Source organism: Turicibacter sp. GALT-G1 (genome assembly GCF_025594995.1).
Lineage (GTDB): Bacteria > Bacillota_I > Bacilli_A > MOL361 > Turicibacteraceae > Turicibacter > Turicibacter bilis.
Window position 1 is genome coordinate 38,698 of the sequence record NZ_JAMQUS010000011.1, and the last position, 20,627, is coordinate 59,324.

The window sequence follows — 20,627 nt, forward strand, 5'->3', positions numbered from 1 at the left end:
CTAAAAAGACAGGAGAGAGATTTTAAAAGATGAGTGAACAAAACAAAGTAGAACAAGAAGTGAAGCCAGTTCAAGAATGGACAAATGAACAGATTGATGCTCATGTAGATGAATTAGTTCAAAATGCGTTAGCTGCTTTAGAAAAATTTGAATCGTTTGATCAAGAGGCTGTGGATTATATTGTAGCAAAATGCTCGGTTGCAGGACTTGATCAACATGGGGTTTTAGCGGAAGCAGCAGTGAATGAAACAGGACGAGGAGTCTTTGAAGATAAAGCTGTTAAAAATTTATTTGCCTGTGAATATGTGACAAATAACCTTCGTCACTTAAAAACGGTAGGGATTATTAATGAAGATCCCCTAACTGGAATTACTGAAATTGCTGAACCAGTTGGTGTTATTTGTGGAATTATTCCAACAACAAATCCAACTTCAACCGTTATCTTTAAATCATTAATTGCTTTAAAAACAAGAAATCCAATTATTTTCTCTTTCCATCCATCGGCATATGAGTGTTCGGTACAAGCGGCAAAGGTCATTAGAGATGCAGCTATTGCAGCTGGAGCACCTGATAACTGTATTCAATGGTTAGGAATGCGCTCAATGTATGCGACAAATGCTTTAATGAACCACTCAGGTGTTGCAACAATTTTAGCAACAGGTGGTAATGCAATGGTGAAGGCGGCTTATTCATGTGGAAAACCAGCTTTAGGGGTAGGTGCAGGTAACGTTCCGGCTTATGTTGAAAAATCTTGTGTCTTAAAACGAGCAGTTAATGATATCGTATTATCTAAATCATTCGATAATGGGATGATTTGTGCCTCTGAACAAGCGGCTATTGTTGATCAAGAAATCTATGATGCATTTAAAGTAGAAATGAGCCGTTTCAAAGTGTATTTTGCAAATCATGAAGAAAAAGCTAAATTAGAAACATACATGTTTGGATGTACTGCTTATAGTGATAAAGTCAACGAAGCTCGATTAAATCCAGCTATTGTTGGTAAACCTGCGACATGGATTGCTGAGCAAGCAGGATTCGTTGTTCCAGACGACACTCAAATTATTTGTGCTGAATGTGAAGAGGTTGGACCAAATGAACCATTAACAAGAGAAAAATTATCCCCAGTCTTAGCTGTTTTAAAAGCAACATCGACGGAAGATGGAATTGCTAAATCAGCGGCCATGGTAGCTTTTAATGGATTAGGACATTCAGCTGCGATTCACACTCAAAATCATGAGATTTCAATTGAATTCGGTTTAAAATGTAAAGCGATTCGTGTCATTGAAAATGCCCCATCGACATTTGGTGGAATTGGTTCGGTTTATAATGCCTTTATTCCTTCATTAACACTCGGTTGTGGTTCTTACGGTCACAATTCAGTTTCTAATAACGTTAGTGCAATCAACTTATTAAATATTAAACGTATCGGAAGACGTAACAATAATATGCAATGGATGAAGCTTCCTCCAAAAATCTACTTTGAACGAAATTCAATTCGTTATTTAAGAGATATGAAAGAAATGGAGAAGGCCATGATTGTAACCGATCGAGGAATGTACAATCTGGGATATGTGGATAAAATTGAAGATGTGATTAAAAGACGACGTAATAAAGTTAATGTAGAACTATTCTTTGATGTCGAACCGGATCCAAGTATTGAAACCGTTAATGCAGGTGTTGAATTAATGAGAAAATTTCAACCGGATGTGATTATTGCATTAGGTGGTGGATCTTCAATGGATGCTGCAAAAGTTATGTGGCTTATGTATGAACATCCTGAAGTGAATTTTGATGATATTAAACAAAAGTTTATGGATATTAGAAAACGTGCATTTAAATTTCCTGAGTTAGGAAAGAAAGCCCGATTAATTTGTATTCCAACGACATCCGGAACCGGATCAGAGGTTACACCTTTTGCAGTTATTACCGATAAACAAGAGAATAAGAAATATCCATTAACTGATTATTCTTTAACACCAACCGTTGCGATTGTTGATCCAGAGTTCGCTATGAGTATGCCAGCCTCAATTGCTGCGGATACAGGAATTGACGTCTTAACGCATGCCATTGAAGCTTATGTCTCAATTTTGGCTTCTGATTTTACAGATGGATTGGCAAAACAAGCTGTCAAATTAGTTTTTGATTACTTAGAGCGATCGGTGAAAAATGGTAAAAATGATCCAGAGGCAAGAGAAAAAATGCATAATGCTGGGACAATCGCTGGGATGGCGTTTGCAAACGCCTTTTTAGGAATGAACCACTCATTAGCTCATAAAATTGGTGGAGAGTGGCATGTACCGCATGGACGTACTAACGGAATTTTATTGCCACACGTCATTCGATATAATGGAACGATTCCAACAAAATTAAATATTTGGCCTAAAATTGAAAACTATAAAGCAGATGTGAAATACATGGAACTTGCTCAATTAATTGGATTAAATCCTCAAACACCAGCGGAAGGTGTTGCAATGTTCGCGGACGCTTGCGAAGAATTATGCAAAAAGGTTGGAGTTCCTGCTAATATCAAATCGCAAGGTATTGATCAAGAAGCTTGGGAAGAATCTGTTCATCGTATGGCCATGAATGCATATGAAGATCAATGTACACCAGCTAACCCTAGAATGCCAATGGTACATGATATGGAAGCTATCTTACGAGTAATCTATGATTATGAAAGTAAGTTTTAATAAACATTAATAAAAAGAGCCGAAAGGCTCTTTTTTGTTAGAGTTATAAAGGAATATCGATTAAAACATTGTCCATATAATGAAATATGGTGATGGAAGTTTATTTGTAAAGAGATGGGAATGATAATAAACGTTACCATGGAGGATGGAGTGAGATTGACCTAATTTAGGAAGTAAATTTTAAAAAGGAGGAATCTTGGGATGAATATTGTGGTTGTAGGTTTAGGGGTCATTGGTGGTTCGTTTGCGATGGCTCTTAAGGAAGCGAGTTATCAACAAGTTTATGGAATAGATACGAATAAACAGACGCTAGAAAAAGCTAAACAGATGGGGTTAATTAAGGATGGATCGGTAACAGGTGAGTTATTTTTGAAGCAAGCTGATTTAATTATTTTGTCTATTTATCCTAAGTTAGTGAAATCATTCATACAGAGCAATAGAGATAACTTTAAACCTGGATGTGTGATTACGGATGCAACAGGTGTTAAAGGAATGTTCATTAATGATATTTTAGAGATACTACCTAATGAAGTTGATTTTGTATTTGGACACCCGATGGCAGGAAGAGAAAAAAGAGGGATTGATTTTGCATCAAGTCGTGTTTTTAAAGGAGCTAATTATCTGATTACACCAACCCCTCGAAATCAAGAAAGGAATATTGAATTAATCGAGAATTTAGCTTATGAAATAGGCTTTAAAAAAGTAAGAAGAATAACACCAGACTTTCATGATGAAATGATAGGATTTACCTCTCAATTACCTCATGCAATGGCAGTTGCTTTAATTAATAGTGATATAGAAGGAAGAGATACAGGAAGTTTCATCGGGGATAGTTATCGAGAGCTAACTCGAATCGCTAATATTAATGAAGATTTATGGAGTGAACTTTTTTTAGGCAACAAAGACCATCTATTAAACGCTATTAATCGTTTTGAATTAGAATTAGATTTAATAAAGAAATCAATCTATGATAATGATGCAGAAACATTAAAACAATACTTTATTAAATCAACCAAAAGAAGAGAGAAGCTTGATCAGTAAGAATGAGTCTAAGTTGATTAAATTGAACTTATTTTGAATAAAGGTGTTCCGGGTTAAATGGGTTGAATCAATTTAGAGACAGATTCAAAAATCATAACCTGTGGATATTGGAGATTCAAAGGGGGAAATAGGATGGAAGCAAGGGATATTTTTGAAAGAGATAAATTAGGGGAGGAAATCTCACATCAGGATCCAGAATATCATAAGATTCGTGAAATGATAGATGAGGCACAAAAACTTCTTTTTGAATTAAATAATAAGTATCATGAAGAACCGGAGGTTAGACGTTTATTTTCTCAATTGACGGGGATAGAAGTTGAGAAAACGTTCCGCCTTCGCCCTCCGTTTTATACTGATTTTGGAAAGAATATTAGGGTTGGTAAAAATGTTTTTATCAATCATTGTTGTACCTTTATGGATCGGGGAGGAATTACATTAGAAGACGGTGTTTTAATTGGGCCAAAAGTCAATTTAATTACGATTAATCATCCATTAGAACCTCATCGTCGACACTCAACTATTTCATCCCCAATTTTAATTAAGAAAAATGCTTGGGTAGGTGCGGCGGCGACTATTATGCCGGGTGTTACAATTGGGGAAAATGCCGTTGTAGCAGCGGGAGCAGTCGTAACAAAAGATGTTTTAGCCAATACCGTTGTCGCAGGAGTACCAGCTAAAGTGATTAAAATGATTGAATGAAAAAACTCCTTAATTAAAGACAGTCTTGTATCAAAGAGATGTACGTTAGCATATCAGATTTAAAATTATCAAATGCCCTTTATACACATTAACGATAGAAGCAAAAATTTATTAAGATGGATAGAAAAGTGACTGCAAAATAGAGTTGCTTTTTATTTTGCATGAAAAATAGCGTTAATTTTTTAAGAATCTACCTATAATAAAAGAAACATGTGAGAAGGAGTCAGATGATGAGCAAAGATAGTATAGCGTTGTGGACACGTTTGTATGAGGTTTGTAAGAAATTGAGAAAGTTAAATCCATGGGAATTTTGGAGCAATCAAGATATTATTTTAATTGAAGATCCGGTTACAAAGATGATGGGCTATTGTGTGGTTGAACAAGACCCCTTAGATGGAACGTTAATGATTAATATTTTGCATGGACAGGCCGGAATGCGTGCCTACTTAGAGTCATTAAATTATGATTTTGAAGAATTAGAGGATATGAATTATATTAAGTCCTCATATCGCCAACAGGGATTTCTATTACTTTATGCGAATCGCGATGAACTGTTTGAAGAGGACTATGAACGGATTAAATCAGTGGGCATGAGTTTTAGAGGAAAAGCTCAGTGGCCCATTTTAAGACGATTGTTTCCAGGATCAAAGCCTTGGCTACTTGAAACAGATGAAGATGTACGATTATTAACGATGTACTTAGATCAATTAGTACAAGTACTGACTGATTTTGATCAAGGAAAAATTGATTTGCGTGAAAACTTTTATTTGACAATAAGTGTTCAGAATGGGAAGTGGACACTTACCTATACTGAAGAAGATGAACTACTGGGTGAAGAAGAGATTTTCATTTATCCAAATGAATTAAAAGCTCATCGAGTTAGTAAGCTACCTAAACAACCGGTCATCATGGAAGGAAGTCAATTTTATTTACCTACGCCACTCTGGGATGAAGAAAATAATCGTGAATTGTTCCCGCTGCTTACTACATTTATTAACCATGAAAGTGGGGAAGTTTATTCAGGTGAAATTTATAAGTCAACTCGCGAAGAGTTAGAGTTAGTCAGTGATCGTTTAGCGGATTTAATGTTGACTCGATTACAATTCCGACCGCGTGAAATTATTGTATCTGATGAAATACTATTAGATTTAATTAGTGATTTTTGTGAGAAAGCGAACATTGACTGTGATTTAGGTCCGACTGTTGCAGCTGATGCTTTTATGAGTTCATTTCTATCCACTCAAATGGGAGATTTAAATGGTGAAGAACAAGCATTTTTACACCTTATTCAAGCTGCAGAACAATCATATGAAGTCATGTTAGAGACTGATTTAGGGCAAATGCTAACTTCTATTCAAAAATCGGCATTGAAAGATATTTGGATTTATTCGGTTTTATTTTTATATAAAGAGTTTAATGAACTTCCTGGTGAGTGGAGTAAAGAAGGATTTGAAGCTTTACTTCAATCTCATCTTTTAGAAGAAAGTGTCAAAAATGATTATAGACCGTACATTGGTTCATCAATTAAAGCTTACTTAGATTGCCAACAAGAGCTTGGACTATTTAAAAATTCATTTGTTTTAAGTCATGTATTGGCTAAATATTATAAATAAGCAAGGGTCTATCTCAAAATGAGATGGCCCCTTTTAAGTTAGAATGGGACGATATTAGTATCTTTATTCCGTCGGCGACTCACGCATAACTAGCGGGGTTAGCCGCTAGTCATCTCACGTCAAAGATATTTTATCTTTCCCATTCTCACTTCATATGAAGAGAGAGGGTCTCTATAATATAAATACCCTGATTAGCAAATATTTTCTCTCCTATAAAGCGGCACAACGGTTTTGAAACTAATTGGCTCATTCAAATCATGAAAATTTTCATATCAAATTTATTTTAATAGAAGAAATGCATCGGTTATTAATCATCAAAAATGAAATTTCTACTTCATTGAAGAGGATTTTAGTACAAGATGAATATATAAAGTTTCAAAAAAGTGTGTCATTTATTAGAGAAAAAATTAAAGTAATCAGTGAATCCTAACTTATAGAACTAATAAAACTTCATCATTCTTTTTAATAAGTATTAAAAAGGGACTCTAAGGTCAAGAAAACTCAAAATATGGGATGATTAGCGAGCTTGCTCGCTATTTATGGGGAAATTATTTTCCCCGGCCCATTTAAGATGTTTTCGTAGACTACAGAGTCCTTTTGTTATTTTAATACTTATGATTCAAAGAGATGCTCTCTATAACGAATTTTAACTATTTATAGCTATTTTGAGACAGCTCCTTTTTAAATTAACGATATAATTTTGAAACAACTGTTGCATAATCGTCACCGTTACGAACACCTGTTAATAACACGCTTGCTTTTGAGATATCTTTGAATAAGACACCATAAACAAGTTCATCTTCCTTGAAGTATAATTTTTTGAAGTGACCCGTTTTTGCATTAGAGTCTAATAAGATTTGGTACTCTTCAATATTTTCAGTTGGATATGTCCCCATTGCGAAGACTTCTGTATCGAAGGCGATTAATGATAATGGCTCCACCTTATTAGAGAATTCTGCATGATCGCCAACAGCATTGATACCAGCAACCTTACCTTGATCGATAGCAGGTGCCCATAAGTTTGTTGAAATCCCTTCAAATTCAGCAACATCCCCACAAGCATAGATATCAGCCACTGATGTTTGCATTTGATTATTAACCACAATCCCATGATTAGTTTCAATGTTAGCCATCGTTGCTAATTGTGTATTTGCACGAACACCGGCACTGATCACAACCACATCAGCATTGATTGTTTCATCAGCTAATTTTACGCCACTAACTTGACCATTTGAATTGATGATTTCTTGAACTTGAACACCTGTACGAACATCAATTTTACGTTCGGCTAAAATGTTTGAAATGAATGATGAAGTAGATTCATCTAATTGACGAGGCATTAAACGATCAGCAACTTCTAATACCGTGATATTTAATCCTAATTCTTGTAATGCATCAGCAGCCTCTAATCCTAAGACGCCACCACCGATGATAACGGCATTTTGTTTACCTTTTGCATAATTACGTAATGCTAATGCATCAGTTTTATATTTAATTGAGAAGATACCTTCTGCTTCTGTGCCAGGGATTGGTGGGATGAAGTTTGAAGTTCCCGTTGCTAAGATTAATTTATCGTAAGCCACTGTACTTCCATCTTCAAGCGTTAATACTTTTTCATCTACATTTAATGCTGTTACTTTCGTGTTTAATTGAACGTTGATATGATTCTCGGTATACCAATTTTCAGGGTTTAAGTTAAACTCCTGAGCTGGAACATCTTTCACGATTAAATCTGATAAAGCAGGACGGTAATATGGATAGCTTGATTCTGCACTAATCATTGTGATTGATGCAACTTCATTACGAACACGAATCGCATTTGCAGCTGTCACAGCAGCAACTCCACCACCAACAATGACGAATTTTTCATCAGCTGTTGATTTGAAGTTGATTACTTCTTCTTCATAAATTTCGAATAAATCAGAACCTACTCCACACGCAGGACAAACTTCTGGTGGTAGAACACCTGGGTAAACTTCTCCACAGATGATACAACGCCATAATACAACTTTACCACTTGGATTTAATTCTTCTGCAGTTAGAGCGGCTCCTGTCTCTTTTTTACGAGCTGGGACTTTTCCTGTTAATAAGCTGTTAGCAAATAATTTACCGAAATCGATAGCTGCTTGTGTTTCACTTTCAGATGCACGGAATTTGATTTTGAATCCATCGATGACTTTCATACGAAGTTGGTGTAAACGGTCCATGATGTTATCCACACCTTCTCCGCTCCATCCGTATGAGCCAAAGGCGGACACAATTTTTCCACCATGAACGATTGGGTTTAAGTTGATTGATAAATCCCAAATAATTGGAAGCGCATCTCCGTTAATGGTACATGTACCAAGTAAGATTCCATCTGCATCTGCAAAGTGTGCTAAGATTTCATCTTTCTTCTGTGGATAATTTAAAATATCTAAGTTGTAAGGAATGACTTGAATCGTTGGATCGACTTCATGAATTCCCTTTGTAATAGCTTCGGCTAATTCACCTGTATATCCGTAAGCTGATACGTAAGGCATGACCACTTTTTTAGGTCCTTCTTTTTTAGCAGGAGTTGACCAGTTACGATAGGTTTCGATGATTTCATCGATACGTGTATCTAAGACTGGGCCATGTCCGGTACAAACCATATCTAATTTTAAATCATTAATTTTGTTGATGGCTTTAATTACGTATGGCTTAAATGGTGAGAAGATGGCTGTGTAGTAGTAAAGTAGAGCATCTTGGAAAGCTTCCTCTTCACTTGCAGGCACTTCCGATAACTTAATTCCGTGTTTTGGACTATAGTGGGATCCGAAGGAATCACATGTGAATAACACGTTATCTGAACTGAGGTAAGTGTACATTGAGTCTGGCCAGTGTAAGAATGGAGCTGGGATAAAATCGAATGTTTTCTCTCCAAGTGTGAATGTTTTTAAGCTGTCAGCTGTTAAATAGTTAAAGCTGATATTTAAAATATCTTTTAAATAAGTGATGGCTGTTTTAGAACCAATGACTGTTAAACCAGGAATTAATTTAACTAAGCGTCCAATTGAACCTGCATGATCAGGCTCAGTGTGGTTGGTAATAATATACTTAATCTGACTTAAATCACCGATTGCTTCTTCGATTTTTTGTAAGTATGAATCAAAGAATTTTTCTTTTACTGTTTCAACTAAAATAGCTCCTTCAGTCGTATTTACTAAATAAGAGTTATAAGTTGTCCCGTATTTTGTTTCCATGATGATATCAAAGACATCTAGATTTGGGTCTAAGACACCTAACCAATATACGTCATTTTTTAATAATACAGATTGAATCATATGGTCCCTCCAATAGTCAAGTTAAGAAATAGATTAGCTCGCAATAGATATTTAATGGATCGTTTAATTCACCTAAGAAATAGTATTATCAGGATAACTTGATTTTACAATTATGATATTGTGAGAATTTTAATTTATTTCTAAATATAAAATAAATCACAAGCAAATATAACGCAAGAAAGATGCATTTTTATTTTAAGCCTATCCTTTGATTACATTTTTACATTAATAATTTTTCTAGTATGTGTAAAAACAAATAAAAAATACCATAATATAGAAAATAATATTAAGGGAGAGATAATGGTGAAGGCGACTAAATTAGAATTGAAATCATTATATGAAGCGGCCGATGAATTTGAAAGATTGCAGCCTTGGGAATGGATCAGTGAATACCAGTTATTAGTGGTAGAAGATCCTGAAACACATATTATGGGATTTTGCTGCATTATTGGAAATAAATCAGATGAAAGAGGATTAAAAGTCTATCTTGGCATTGATGGGCTTCGTCATTATATCGAAATGCTTGACTTTAACCAATTGACGATTGAAGATAAAACACTCGATAGTCTTCTATCTCGAGAGACTTGTTTATCAGTGGGGTTTAATCGAGTTTCAGAGTTACGTAACCGAGAGGTTGTAGCACAATTTCGAGATTGTTTAGCTGGTTTTGTCCCAATCTCACTGACAGGTGGTTGGCAGTGCCGCTTTTTAACACAGGCATTAAAACAAGTGGGTGAATTAGCAGAGCTGGTTAAAGAAACGCCTTCATTTACGTTAGAAGATGATCAGGTCTTAATGAGGTTACAAGATTTTGAAGGGAATTGGAAAACGTTAAAAATTTCATTATCTGTCTTCTTAGAGCAAATGAAAGAGACAGGGGTACGTTATGAAAATGAATTAGCAGCTTATCGTATTTCTAAACTTCCAAGTACGAATATGGTTTTTGAAATCGCGCGATTTTTAATGCCTCGTCCTATTGAAGAGAAGGGGGATTCAAGAGCATACTATCCGATGATTACGGCTATTTTAGAAAAGGAAACGAAACAATTAGTATTTGCAGAAATGTCAAGCCCTAGCTTAGAAAGTCAAGAAACAATTTTATCTCGATTCGCCAATACATTAATAAAAGATTTAGAGTTTAAACCCCAATGCTTAGTCACGGATTGTGAGGCGGTTTTAAGACAGTTTAAAGATTTTTCAGATAAAACAAAAATTCCACTTATGAAAGTTCCAGAGCTAGAGGCAGCCACAGATTTTGTTTGTGATTTAATGAAGATTGAAGAGCAATTTGATGCCTCAATGGAAGTAGATATTGAAGAAAATATCGATTTAGTTTTATTAACAAGTAGGGAAATCTGTCAAAATATTTTAGAGTGTGATGCTTTAAGTCGCCATCTACCAGAAGGGGTAAAACAGCAGTTTACGAATATAGTTGAGTTATTTCATGTTGTTATGTTAGGTCATTTTCAAGAATTGCCAGATCATTGGAGTGTACAGAATGTGGAACGTGCGTGTAAAGAGGTCTTACCTGGCTTATTAACAGAAGAAGAGTTAAAGATTGTCCCAGATATTCTCACTCATTATTTAGATGTCGTTGGAGAAGCAGAACTCATTCCGAATTATATTCACTTACAAAAATGTGTCACTGAAAGTTATTCTTAATGAAAAGCTATCAAATAGATGATAGCTTTTTGTGCTTCATTAAAGATTACCTAAGTGGTTAAAGAATATAAAAAAGCTTATTTCAAATAAAATAAGCTTTAATGTTTATTGTTATTTTTTTCGTTGTGGCTTTTTGATAATAAGAAATTGAATGATTTGCATGATGGCTCCTGTTAAGAAGTATAGACCAAATGCAAATGGTGTTCCAATTGTAATCGAGAACATCGCAAATGGAAGGTAATAAGTCATAACTTTCATCATTGTATTATTCGCTTGATTTTGTTGAGAATTTTTCATAGTATCTGCCATATTGTTGTTCATTAAACGTTGAGAGTAGATGGATAAACCTGCAACGATTAGAGCTAAAATCCAGTTTGCCGGCGTTCCTGTTGCTCCTAAATTAATTCCAAAGAACTCATTAGCACTTGCATTTTTAATTAACGGATGGCGAGAAATGGCTTGATAGAATGCTAAGAAAATTGGCATTTGTAATAGCGGTAATAGGCATCCCATCATAGGATTAAAATTATATTTTTTATAAAGTTCCATCATCTCTTGTTGCATTTTAACTTGGGAAGCTTGATCTTGTTTATGTTCGTATTTCTTTTTCATTTTCTCCATCTCTGGCTGAATTTCTTGCATCACCATGGTTGATTGATTTGACTTTAAATATAATGGAATTAAAACTAAACGAACAATCGCTGTTGCTAAGATAATCGAAAGACCTAGATTATTATTAAGGATGTTATATAAAAAGGTAATAAAGTTAGCTAGTGGTAATACGAATAATTTATCCCAAAGTCCTGTTGCTGTTGCGGCTGTAATAGGCTCGGTTGAAATACTGCATCCCGATAATAATCCAATGGTTAAAACTAAAAATAATAATAAGCTAAAATTCTTTTTCAATTGAATGCCTTCTTTCTCTTAAGGTGAAATACTGTCATAAAGGAAATTTATTTTTCATTTATTATGAATAAAATCACTGTAATTGAAAAAATAAGATCAATAAATGGATATCGCCACATGTGATTTTGTCTAAATTAAATATATAAGTTCAGATAAGTTTTTCACAGTGTAAAAACTAAAGCCCTAGTAATGGAGGAATAGATTTCTTTCAGAAATCGCTAGGTGACCCAAGCCCTAGCAGTTGAGGAATAGATTTCTTTCAGAAATCACTAGGTGACCCCTGGACGATAGGATGCCTTAATATCGAACACGGTTAATTACTAAGACTGACTTAGAAAGATGAAAAACATTTCTATTTATCTATAGAGTTAATTGATTTTTCATCTTCTGAATCATTGTGTCATAGATAATATAACATTAGAGTTTTTTAGGATGTGTCTAAATATGCCGAACATACAATACTTTTATAATTTTTTTGTTATACAACTGGTAGCTATATTTTAAGAAGATGAAAGACATATCATATAAAACAGTAATTAAGGACATTGCTAGAGCCAGTTCGTCACATCGGTGTTGGGTGGAGATGATTAGCTATAAAAAAAGCTTATTCCAAATAGAATAAGCTTTAAAATTCATTATTATTTTTTCGCTCCTGGACGTTTGAAGATTAACGATTGAACGATTGTCATAATTTGTCCAGTTAAGAAGTATAAACCGAATGCGAATGGTGTCCCAATCGTGATTGAGAACATTGCAAACGGGAAGTAATAAGTCATAACCTTCATCATCATATTGCTTGTTTGATTTTGTTGAGAATTCATGTTAGCAGCCATGTTTTTATTCATTAAACGTTGAGAATAAATTGTTAATCCAGCCACGATGAATGCTAAAACGTAGTTTGGTATTGTACCTGTTGCTCCTAAATTGATTCCAAAGAACTCAGCTGCACCAGCATCTTTAATTAATGGATGGCGAGAAATAGCCTGGTAGAATGCTAAGAAGATTGGCATTTGTAAGAATGGTAGCACGCATCCCATCATAGGGTTATAGTTATATTTTTTGTAAAGTTCCATCATCTCTTGTTGCATTTTAACTTGAGACGCTTGATCCTTTTTGTTCTCGTATTTCTTTTGAATACGTTGCATTTCTGGTTGGATTTCTTGCATAACTGCCATTGATTTATTTGATTTTGAATATAATGGCATTAATACTAAACGAACGATTGCTGTTGCTAAGATAATCGCGAAACCTAAGTTATTAGCTAATAATTTATAAAGTAATGTAATAAATGAAGCTAATGGTAAAACGAAAACTTTATCCCATAATCCAGACGCTGTCTCTGCAGTAATTGGCTCTGGTGAAATTGCACATCCCGATAATAGTCCAATTGCTAATACAAAACATAGTACTAAACTTAACTTCTTTTTCAACTAAATTCCTTCTTTCCCCTAATGTGTATTTTGTATATTGTTAAATAATGAGAATATAATCAACAATACTATAAACTAAATAATGCTATAAAATACCTACAATACCCGTATTATAAGTTAAAACAAGGTCTAATTCAATAAAAATCGTGTTAAAATTCCCCCTAAATGTGAAAATGTTTTAATTTAACATGATTCTTGATGTAACGACATATTATTTAAGTAGAGGGATTTAAAATGGGCATAGAGAGGGTGATGTGTAATGGGGATTGCGACAAATGTTGAGCTGCACAAATTGTATGAAGCAGCAATTGCTTTTCGAAAATTACAACCATGGAAATGGATGTATGCCTCTCAAGTATTTATCATTCACGATGATGAGAGAGATATAGATGGATTTTGTAGCATTATGGGAATGATGGGAGAGCATTTTTCATTATCAGTCTATTTAGGAGAGGCCGGTTATCAATCGTATCGCTATTTATATGATAAGGCGAGTTTAGCGTATATGGATCATATTTTCATGAAAGCAGAGGTTAAGAAAAATTGTTTAACCGTCAGCTTTGAAAACCCAGAAACTTTGACAGAGCATGATGATGAGCAGGCGATGTTTTTAGGCTATCAGTTTAAAGGGAAAAATGAATGTCCAAGATTTCGTTATCATCATCCAGGAATTTATTCATGGTATCTAACGGATGGGTGGCAATGTCGATTTTTAACGAAAGCATTAGAGCAAGCAATGATTATCGCAAGATTAGAGTTGACGAAAGATCTACAAGTTCCAGAGATTTATGATAGTAAATATTATTTAAGATATTATACAGAAGAAAAAGGATGGGAAGGTACTTTTGTCGATGCTACATTGTATAAGAAAGCACCTACTCCTAAGAAAACTATTTTTCAAAATGATTTGTTAGCTTATCGAGTGAAGAAGCTACCTAAATTACTAATTACATTAGAAGCAATTCAGTTTTATTTGCCTAATCCTGTCGTTGAGGTCGGTTCTGGCCAACCATTTTTTATGCTTGTTACTGCACTTGTCGATTCTGAAGAAGGACAACTTTTTTATCTGGATGTTCAGGAAACAGCTGCGCTTTACTTGACAGATACTGTTACAGAACTAGCAAAGCAATTTCTTGAACTTAAAATTAGACCGTGTGAAATTATTGCAGAGGATGAAGATACTTATGCACTACTTGAAGATGTTTGTAAACAAATTGATGTAAAACTTTCTATCGATTATCATACAGCGCGAGCTCATGAATTTGCCGAATATATTTTTGAAGAATTACAGAATGCAAGTTCTAACACAGTTAAAGTCATTGAGAGTGAACAGTCAGATATTGATAAGTTAATTATGTTTGCAGACCAAATTACAGATACGCTTCAAATCCAACAAGCACTTGATGATTTGAGTGAACAAGCGAAGGAACAATATAAGTTAATTACTCAAACATTTGTCTTAGCGATGTATACGATTCGAGATCAAATTCCAAGTGAATGGACAGGAGATGCTGTGAAAGATATTTGTCTAAATGTGTTGCCAGAACAACTTGAAAAGGATGTTTTAGCACAGTGTAAACCCGTCCTCTCACACTTTGTTACCGTTTTAGGTGAAGATGAAATTATCCCGAATTATCGGTCATTATTACTCGTGATTAATAATTGTCTTTGAGGAAACGACGATTTAGTCGTTTTTTCTTTTTCCAATAAATGACTGTTGATAGGAAACGTGCTACAATCTTCTTAACGTGAATAAGGAGTGAGAAAACTATGAACGTCAATGAAAAGATTAAAGCATTAAGAACAGAAATGAAACGAATTGGGGTACAAGCATACATTATTCCGAGTGCAGATGCGCACTTAAGTGAATATGTCGCAACACATTGGCAAGGACGCGCCTACTTATCAGGATTTACAGGTTCAGCAGGGACACTAGTTGTTACTGAGACAGAAAGTGGACTTTGGACAGATGGTCGTTACTTTATTCAGGCAGAGTCAGAGCTTGCTGGTAGTGAAGTTCAATTATTTAAAATGGGACAATCAGGTGTCCCGACAATTACTGAGTATTTAGCTAATACATTACAGGAAGGAAGTTGTGTGGGGTTTGATGGAAAAGTATTAGCCGCTTCAAATGTTTTAGAAATGTTAAAAACATTTGAGCCAAAAAAAATCAAAGTCTGTGGAGAACATGACTTATTAGATTCAATTTGGACGGATCGTCCAGCGATTCCAAGTACAGATGTTTTTATTCATGAGACCAAATATACGGGATACAGCTGTGCTGATAAGTTAAACATGGTTCGTCAAGAGATGAAAAAATCAAACTTAAACGGATATGTGTTAACGTCATTAGGAAGTATCGCTTGGTTATTTAATGTTCGTGGGGATGATATTTTATTTAATCCGTTAGTGGTATCGTATGCACTTGTATTAGAAGAGTCAGCTTATTTATTTGTTGATTCGCATCGCTTATCAGATGAGGTGACTAACTACTTAACAACTAATGGAGTGACCTTGAAGGAGTACGATGAAATCGATGAGATATTGGCCTCATCTGTTGTGTCTGGGCGTATTTTATGTCCACTTGAGACGGTGAATTATTATTTATATCATGTGCTAGTTAATCATGAAGGGGCTGAAGTTGTAGCGGGATTTGATCTTGTAAACAACTTAAAAGCGGTCAAAAATGAAACCGAAATTAAAAATACCCACAATGCCCAAGTCAAAGATAGTTGTGCCTTAGTCGGTGCCATGCAAGAGATTTATGAAAAATTAGATGCTGGGGAATTAGTGACAGAATACGATGTGCGTGAAATTTTAGAAGTTTATCGTCGACATCAGCCGTTAAACTATGGATCAAGTTTCGGGGCCATTGTTGCTTATGGTGCAAATGCGGCGATGATGCATTATAATCCGACAAAAGAAAAGTGCTCACTGATTGAGAAAAAAGGGTTTTTACTCATTGATTCTGGAGGTCAATATTTAGATGGAACAACAGATATTACACGTACATTTGTCTTAGGTGAATTAACAGAAGAAGAGAAAATTCATTATACCCTAGTGTTAAAAGGCCATATTAATTTGAGTAAAGCAGTCTTCCAAAAAGGATGCTCAGGAGGAAATTTAGATATTTTAGCACGCCAGCCACTTTGGTCGCATGGTTTAGATTATCGTTGTGGAACAGGACACGGTGTTTCTTACTTTGGTGGTGTTCATGAAGGGCCACAAGGATTTAGATTAACACAAACTGTTCCTCTGCAACCAGGAATGATGACAACAAATGAGCCAGGGGTTTATGAAGCGGGTCGCCATGGAATTCGCATTGAAAATACATTACTCGTTGTTGAAAAATGTGCAACTGAATATGGAGAGTTTTATGAGTTTGAAACGATCTCGTATTTCCCAATTGATACAAAAGCAATCATTGTTGAGATGTTAAATGATGAAGAATTAGCTTGGTTTAATCAGTATCATCAAAAAGTAGTCGAAACCTTATCTCCTCATTTAACAGGAAAAGCTTTAGAATGGTTAAAACGTGAGGCTATTCAATTAAGCAGATGATAAACCTTATCCTTATAATATAGAGAGAGTGCGAATGAATTACTAAATATTAGATAAAACTAACAAAATGCTTGAAATTTTGCTGACTTAAAGTGATATGATAACCCTGTAAACGAATTCATTTTTAAGTGAGGGGGATTTTACGTGAAAAAGTATTTAGTTTTAGATATCGGTGGAAGTGCAGTTAAATATGCAAAAATGGATGAAGAAGCTACCATTTTAGAAAAAGGTAGTGTTAAAACACCACTTGATAAAGTTGAAAGTTTAATTGAAGTTATTGGCTCTTTGTATGATCAGTATCAAGATGAAGTTGAAGGAATAGCCATTAGTATGCCAGGGGTTTTAGATGTTGAACGTGGTTATGCTTATAGTGGAGGATTTTTAAGATATAATACAGACGTGGAAATTGTCAAATTAATTCAAGAGCGCTGTCCTGTTAAGGTCACAATTGAAAATGATGGGAAATGTGCAGCTTTAGCAGAAGTGTGGAGAGGTAGCTTGCAAGATGTGAATGATGCGATTGTCATTGTTCTTGGAACAGGTATTGGCGGAGGGGTTGTCATTAACCGTAAGGTTCATAAAGGTTCGTCATCATTTGCAGGAGAGTTTAGCTCAATGCGTTTAAATAATCAAAAATTAGATGATGGTGAATATACGTGGGGATTTAGCGGTGGAGCAAGACAATTATCAAGTAAAGTGGCTGAAGTAAAACAGTTAAATCCAGATGAGGTGGATGGTTATTTCATCTTTGAAAAAGCAAATGAAGGAGATGAAGAAGTTTTAGCAATTTTAGATGAATTTACAAAACAAATCGCAGCACAAATTGTTAACCTTCAATGTGTAATTGATCCACAGCGTGTGGCCATTGGTGGGGGAATTAGTGCTCAACCATTATTGCTAGAATATATTAGAAAAAATGTGGATAGTTTCTCAGATAATTTTGGGAACTATAAACCTGGTGTCCAAGTAGTTCCATGTACGTTTAGAAATGATTCGAATTTAATAGGTGCGCTTTATCATTATTTAACATATACAGCTTAAGGGAAGTCTTTAGTGACTTCCTTTTTTTGTTTGATGAATTTAAAAGACGTTTTAAAGTGAGGGTGATATAATAAGTTTAATCAAGCATCTATGAAAGGACTGAATAAAATGGAACAAGTCTATCCACGTATTGTTGAATTTTTAGAAGAGGAGCTAGGCAAAGATACGAGTGGTCATAGTTTAGATCATGCGATTCGTGTTTATAAAAATGCTAAAGCTATTTTAAAATCAGAGGGTGGAAATGAACGTGTCGTTTTAATTTCAGCGTTAGTTCATGATGTCATTGACTCCAAGTTATTTGAAGATTCAAGAGAGCAACAGGCTAAATTATTAATCTTTTTGCAAACACTTGGATGTAGCCAAGTAGAGCTTAAAGAAATTTTCTACATTATTGAAAATATTTCTTATAAGGGGGGAACAGGTGAACCTGTTCACACACTTGAAGCCAAAATTGTTCAAGATGCGGACCGATTAGATGCCATTGGAGCAATTGGAGTTGGTCGAACATTTATGTATGGTGGATCAAGAGGAACTAAAATGTATGATGAAAATATCCTACCAATGGAGTTTGAAGATGAGACGGCTTATCGCCAACATAAAGGAACAGTTATTAATCATTTTTATGAAAAATTATTTAAATTAAAAGATTTAATGAATACAGAAACAGCGAAAAAAATCGCTAATCAGCGCCATGAATTCATGGTGACGTTCGTCGAGGAATTTTTGAATGAATGGAAGGGACAAGCCTAAATAAAAAATAGAGTCGAATATTGTGATTAAAATTGATTAAAGGTTGACTTTTTTTCCTGTTTCTCCTATAATTACTGAGAAAGCTTTAATTCGGTCCCGTGAGGCTGAGAAGAACACGTTTAAAAGATAATAGAACTATATCTTCCTTTAATGGAATTCGTGTATCCTCTTTTGGCCTACCTAAGTTAGCTGAAAGAGGATTTTTTATTTAAAAAGCTGAAAGTGGCAATTGAAATTTCATACAGGTCGTAGTTCGTAGTCTAAACTCGAATTTTGAGTTTAATGACATGAGGTGACTTGGTAGAAAATCTGCTGCTCGAAGCTAGATTGGAATGATATCTTGTTTCTAATATGACTAATACTAGGTAAGCAATCTTGCAGAATTTTACGAATTTTTATAGGAACGAACTTAACTAGTCTAAACTAACTTATTACCAACTTCGTGTTCTTTCTAAGTAAGGATATCCGATAGGATAAGTCATCTAAGGAGGAATTATAATGGAAAAGAAATTAATTTTAGATGTGCATGAAAAACCGAAAGTAGCACATTGGATTGCGTTAAGCATTCAACACGTGTTAGCCATGTTTGGATCAACAGTACTTGTTCCGATGTTAACAGGACTACCAGTTAGTTTAGCATTAGTATCATCAGGAATTGGAACGTTATTTTATTTATTTGTTACAAAAGGGAAATCACCTGTTTATTTAGGATCATCATTTGCTTATATCGCCCCAATTACTTCAGCATTAGCTCTTGGAGCAACTTTGAATGCAGATGGTTCAATTGCGAGTCATCCAAATTACGGAGCCGTAATGGGTGGATTAATGATGGTTGGGCTAGTTTATTTAGTGATTGCTTTGATCATTAAGTTTATCGGAACAGATTGGTTAAATAAAATTTTACCGCCGGTTGTTATCGGACCAACAATTATGGTCATTGGGTTAAGTTTGGCAGGAACAGCTGTTAACATGGCATCAGAACATATAGTGGTTGCCTTAATTACATTATTAACAGCAATTATTGTCTCAACTTATACAAAAGGGTTATTACAACTACTTCCAATCTTTAGCGGAATTGTTGTGGGATATATTTCAGCTGTCGCTTTCCAATTAGTCGACTTTAGCGCAGTTAATGAAGCAAGCCTCTTCGCTATGCCTAATTTTGCGTTCTTACACTCAAAACCAGTCTTTAACTTAGAAGTAGCAGCAATCATGGTGCCAGTAGCCATTGTAACAATTACAGAACATATTGGAGATCATTTAGTTTTGGGATCAATCGTCGGGCGTGATTTAACAAAAAATCCTGGGTTACATCGTACATTAATCGGTGATGGAGTAGCAACATTCTTCGCTGGATTTATTGGTGGACCTGCTAATACAACGTATGGTGAAAATACAGGAGTCATTGGATTAACAAAAGTTGCTTCTGTATGGGTCATCGGTGGAGCAGCTGTGACAGCCTTTGCTTTAGGATTTATTGGTAAGTTTACCGCATTAGTTCAAACAATTCCTAGTGCTGTAATGGGTGGAGTAAGTATTCTTCTATTCGGAGTTATCGCTTCATCAGGGGCACGCGTCTTAATCAATAACCAAATCGATTTCGGACGTCAACGTAACTTAATTATTGGAGCAGTTATCTTAATCGTAGGAATTGGAGGCTTAACAATCAACATCGGTCAAATTACTTTATCAGGAATGGCATTAGCCGCAATTATTGGTGTGATCTTACACTTAATCTTACCAGATAAAGAAGCCTCTTATGGACAAAGATCTAACAAAACTGAATTTGAATTAGAAGTAGTTGGAGAAGAATCAACAACTTCAGAAACAGTAATGACTAAGGAACAAACAACAGCTATTTAGTCCTTTATAAAAAAAGTCAGCTTCTTTGCTGATTTTTTTATAAACATTTTTATAGAAAATATTGTT

The 20,627-nt window shown here is 34.9% G+C and carries 13 protein-coding genes; 10 read left to right on the top strand and 3 right to left on the bottom strand.

Going from position 1 to position 20,627, the window contains the following annotated elements; all coding sequences use genetic code 11:
* The first annotated feature begins 29 nt into the window (after positions 1–29).
* From adhE to NEH74_RS02985, 4 genes are all read left to right on the top strand, one after another.
* A complete protein-coding gene (adhE, locus tag NEH74_RS02970) occupies positions 30–2,690 on the top strand; it encodes a bifunctional acetaldehyde-CoA/alcohol dehydrogenase (RefSeq protein ID WP_055305063.1) in 2,661 nt (886 codons plus the stop codon).
* Positions 2,691–2,891: 201 nt separating this feature from the next.
* On the top strand, positions 2,892–3,731 hold the full coding sequence (locus NEH74_RS02975; RefSeq protein ID WP_055305065.1) for a prephenate dehydrogenase: 840 nt from the start codon (positions 2,892–2,894) through the stop codon (positions 3,729–3,731).
* Positions 3,732–3,863: 132 nt separating this feature from the next.
* The gene (locus NEH74_RS02980; RefSeq protein WP_055242477.1) at positions 3,864–4,430 is read left to right on the top strand and encodes a DapH/DapD/GlmU-related protein; all 567 of its coding nucleotides are present in this window, start codon (positions 3,864–3,866) and stop codon (positions 4,428–4,430) included.
* Between the two features lie 230 nt (positions 4,431–4,660).
* The gene (locus tag NEH74_RS02985; RefSeq protein WP_055305066.1) at positions 4,661–6,043 is read left to right on the top strand and encodes a DUF6930 domain-containing protein; all 1,383 of its coding nucleotides are present in this window, start codon (positions 4,661–4,663) and stop codon (positions 6,041–6,043) included.
* Positions 6,044–6,729: 686 nt separating this feature from the next.
* Here NEH74_RS02985 and NEH74_RS02990 read toward each other — a convergent pair.
* Positions 6,730–9,348 carry an FAD-dependent oxidoreductase gene (locus NEH74_RS02990; protein ID WP_055275285.1) on the bottom strand — a complete coding sequence of 873 codons (2,619 nt, stop codon included), beginning with the start codon at positions 9,346–9,348 and terminating at the stop codon, positions 6,730–6,732.
* A gap of 303 nt (positions 9,349–9,651) precedes the next feature.
* Here NEH74_RS02990 and NEH74_RS02995 point away from each other — a divergent pair, with 303 nt between their 5' ends.
* On the top strand, positions 9,652–11,010 hold the full coding sequence (locus NEH74_RS02995; protein WP_147614348.1) for a DUF6930 domain-containing protein: 1,359 nt from the start codon (positions 9,652–9,654) through the stop codon (positions 11,008–11,010).
* A 111-nt stretch (positions 11,011–11,121) separates the two neighbouring features.
* On the opposite strand, the gene NEH74_RS03000 is transcribed toward NEH74_RS02995, so the two are convergent.
* Both NEH74_RS03000 and NEH74_RS03005 read right to left on the bottom strand, forming a co-directional pair.
* A complete protein-coding gene (locus NEH74_RS03000) occupies positions 11,122–11,916 on the bottom strand; it encodes a YidC/Oxa1 family membrane protein insertase (RefSeq protein WP_055275281.1) in 795 nt (264 codons plus the stop codon).
* Between the two features lie 638 nt (positions 11,917–12,554).
* On the bottom strand, positions 12,555–13,346 hold the full coding sequence (locus NEH74_RS03005) for a YidC/Oxa1 family membrane protein insertase (protein WP_055242487.1): 792 nt from the start codon (positions 13,344–13,346) through the stop codon (positions 12,555–12,557).
* A 259-nt stretch (positions 13,347–13,605) separates the two neighbouring features.
* On the opposite strand from NEH74_RS03005, the gene NEH74_RS03010 reads away from it, so the two are divergent.
* The 5 genes from NEH74_RS03010 to NEH74_RS03030 all read left to right on the top strand — a co-directional run bounded on the left by NEH74_RS03010 (position 13,606) and on the right by NEH74_RS03030 (position 20,561).
* On the top strand, positions 13,606–15,018 hold the full coding sequence (locus NEH74_RS03010) for a DUF6930 domain-containing protein (RefSeq protein WP_055242488.1): 1,413 nt from the start codon (positions 13,606–13,608) through the stop codon (positions 15,016–15,018).
* A 98-nt stretch (positions 15,019–15,116) separates the two neighbouring features.
* Entirely contained in the window at positions 15,117–16,907 is a 1,791-nt protein-coding gene (locus NEH74_RS03015) for an aminopeptidase P family protein (protein WP_055305069.1), read from the top strand.
* A gap of 144 nt (positions 16,908–17,051) precedes the next feature.
* Positions 17,052–17,948, top strand: a complete 897-nt coding sequence (locus NEH74_RS03020) for an ROK family protein (RefSeq protein ID WP_082417942.1) — start codon at positions 17,052–17,054, stop codon at positions 17,946–17,948.
* A 108-nt stretch (positions 17,949–18,056) separates the two neighbouring features.
* Entirely contained in the window at positions 18,057–18,698 is a 642-nt protein-coding gene (locus NEH74_RS03025; RefSeq protein WP_055242526.1) for an HD domain-containing protein, read from the top strand.
* 498 nt (positions 18,699–19,196) lie between these two features.
* Positions 19,197–20,561, top strand: coding sequence for a solute carrier family 23 protein (locus NEH74_RS03030; protein WP_055275275.1), 1,365 nt, complete (start codon positions 19,197–19,199; stop codon positions 20,559–20,561).
* Positions 20,562–20,627 lie beyond the last annotated feature (66 nt).